3 protein-coding genes are annotated in these 2,932 nt (G+C 42.7%); 2 read left to right on the forward strand and 1 reads right to left on the reverse strand.

Features of this window, described 5'->3' with window-relative positions:
• On the forward strand, positions 1-583 hold a 583-nt coding region (locus VLN09_RS10900; RefSeq protein ID WP_414709126.1), incomplete at its 5' end, for a bile acid:sodium symporter family protein.
• 171 nt (positions 584-754) lie between these two features.
• On the opposite strand, the gene VLN09_RS10905 is transcribed toward VLN09_RS10900, so the two are convergent.
• Positions 755-1,834 (reverse strand): formate/nitrite transporter family protein, encoded by a 1,080-nt coding sequence (locus VLN09_RS10905; protein ID WP_325246434.1) that lies wholly within the window; start codon positions 1,832-1,834, stop codon positions 755-757.
• Positions 1,835-2,154: 320 nt separating this feature from the next.
• On the opposite strand from VLN09_RS10905, the gene VLN09_RS10910 reads away from it, so the two are divergent.
• A partial coding sequence (locus tag VLN09_RS10910; RefSeq protein WP_325246436.1) for a class I tRNA ligase family protein occupies positions 2,155-2,932 on the forward strand: 778 nt, incomplete at its 3' end.

Consider the following 2,932-nt stretch of genomic DNA (forward strand, 5'->3'; position numbering starts at 1 on the left):
TGTATTTAGTATTCCTGTTGTTTTAAGCTTTTCATTGATTCACTTCATGGGAGCGGGTAGCGAGTTTCAATTACCAGTACTCAAAACTATGATTACTTTGATTGTGCTGACCATCGTACCGATTAGTATTGGCATGCTCATCAAACGTTTTGCACCAAGGGTAGCCGATAGATCACAGCTGTATGTATCTAGATTCGGTGTCCTCTTTTTGGCTTTTTTAGTGGTTTTTTTGAGCTATGTACAAAGAGATATCCTCGTTGAAGCGTTTATCGCGACAGGTCCTGTGTCATTATTGTTGAATCTATCAACCATGGCGCTTGGTTATTATACGAGTAAGTGGTTCGGTCTGAACTTAGCACAGAGAACCTCAGTGACGCTAGAGGTTGGCCTGCAAAACAGCACGTTGTCAATATTCATGGCGCTAACATTGCTTGCTAACTACAAGATGTCGCTGACGCCTGCTATCTATACTTTGATTATGTTCTTAACAGCAGGTATTTTGGTCAGAGTATTTAGTGCCAAATATAATCAGCACAAGAAATCTGAAGTGGAAATGAGCGTATTGGCAGCACGTAGAATGTAATGCACTCAAGATACTAGTAGTGCGTTACTAAAAAATAAGTAGCGTATTACTCAATAAAATAAGCCCACAACACCCTTTGTATGATAAAAGGTGTTGTGGGCTTCGCATTACTGATGTTTTTTGGCATGAAGGACATCGATTTAGTACGAATAACATCGATCAAATCTAAAGTCACCGTGCATCTATTTTTGCTCTTGCCTCTGCAGTTTGTTCTTTTACCCTTTCAATTTCAAACAAGAAAGTACGGTTTTTGAGGACTGCGACAAATACCACGCCGCCGATGGTATTGCCTACCAACACCACAGCCAAAAATAGCAAATAACGCCCCAAGCTAACTGTATTTCCATAGAGCAGGGCAGAAAAAACCTCGATATTGCCAACGATACTATGATGTAAACCTAAAAAGCCGATACTACCAGTAATAAGGGTCACCAAGACGATGCGGCTAAGGGTATCGCGCGCTGAAGTCACAAGCCACGCAGTAACGCCCATCATCCAGCCTGCCAATATCGCACTGCCAAATATCACCCACCATCTAAACCCTAAAATATGCTCGGCATAAGTATCAATATCGCTGACGCTAAATAGCTGCATATTTAAACCCAAGCCTATCATTAACGCCGCAAATAAACAGCCACCAACGATGTTACCCGCAATGACGATGCCCCAAAGGCGTAGCAGCTTATTAAGCGGTTCGATTTTATTGAGAACAGGTAGGCTTAAAAGGGAGGTCTGCTCAGTAAATAATAATGATTGACCAATGACGACGATGATAAAACCAATTGGATAAAGTAAAGAGGCGAGCACAACGGCGTAATGGCTCGGTAGTACGCCACTTAGAAGTGCAAAAGCCGATAAAATCATAAAGAAGCTGATGCCAATCTCAAGACCAGCGGTAAAAGCACTGGTAAATAACGACCCAAGTGAGCGCTCAAAAGTTTCTCTGGCATCCATAACCTGCTCAACTAATATGCTGGCATAGCTTTTTGCTTGACTTAAATTATCATCATTAGCGACTTTTTTGATAGTTTCTTTGTCTTCTTCGCTAATATCCTCAGAGAAATCTTTGTCCTCTAAACTTTCTGTAACTTCAGTGCCGTCTGGCATATCGGCATTTTTATCTTCAGCGTCCAGTTTTGCAATATTCTGTTTGCTAGCGTCATACTGAGGATTAGCGCTAACATCAGTCAAGCGTCTATTGTCCATCTTATCGGCTGCAGAATTACTTTTATGCTCGGTATCTTGGGACACAGTCGGCTCGCTGTTTATCAGATAGTGATTTTAGGATAAAAACGCCATTGATTATGCTATGCGATGGCTATATAAGTTATCGCATGACCTATATTTTATAACACGACTAGGATCTGTTTTGTTGGAAGTTCAGCCGATTGGCGTTGTTTATTGGTGTTTACAGTTATTAGTGTCGCAATGACACCCTGCAAGCCTGATAAATTACCTTAGCATCTAACAAAATCTGGCCATCTGCGTTAAAATCACTCTACTAATCACTTTCCTCATTTATCCACTTATGTGTTTGCCCACATTTATTATTAACAAAAGACCATTTTATTATGAGCAATCCTGAAAGTACAAATACTAAAACCAATCTAACCACTTCTATTCAAGCGGCACTTAGCCAACTTGAAAACGCCTATAATCCTGCGGAAGTTGAAGCAGGCATGTATCAAGGCTGGGAAGAAAGCGGTTATTTTCAGCCAACCTTTGATAAAGATGAGTCGTTCTCTATCGCGCTGCCACCGCCAAATGTCACCGGCTCGCTACATATGGGACATGGTTTTAACAACGCGATCATGGATGCGCTCACCCGTTATCACCGTATGGATGGTGACAATACGCTTTGGCAACCAGGTACAGATCATGCAGGTATCGCAACCCAAATGGTCGTCGAGCGTCGTTTGGAGGCGCAAGGTATCAAGCGTCGTGATATGACGCGTGAAGATTTCATCGATAAAGTCTGGGAATGGAAAGAAGAGTCGGGCGGCAATATCACTAGCCAAATTCGCCGTTTGGGCAGCTCGGTTGACTGGTCACGTGAGCGCTTTACCATGGATGATGGGTTGTCCAATGCGGTAAAAGAAGTGTTCGTGCGTCTGTTTGACGATGGTTTGATTTATCGCGGTAAGCGTTTGGTGAACTGGGACCCTAAGTTCCAAACCGCATTGTCTGATTTAGAAGTTGAAAACCATGATGAAAAAGGCAGCTTGTGGCATTTCCGCTATCATTTCACGGATAAAGACCTGACCACTCAAGATGGCAAAAACTATCTGGTCGTCGCAACCACACGTCCTGAGACACTGCTTGGTGATACCGCCGTCGCAGTCAATCCTA

The sequence above is a fragment of the Psychrobacter sp. genome, from assembly GCF_035469765.1.
Classification (GTDB): Bacteria; Pseudomonadota; Gammaproteobacteria; order Pseudomonadales; family Moraxellaceae; genus Psychrobacter.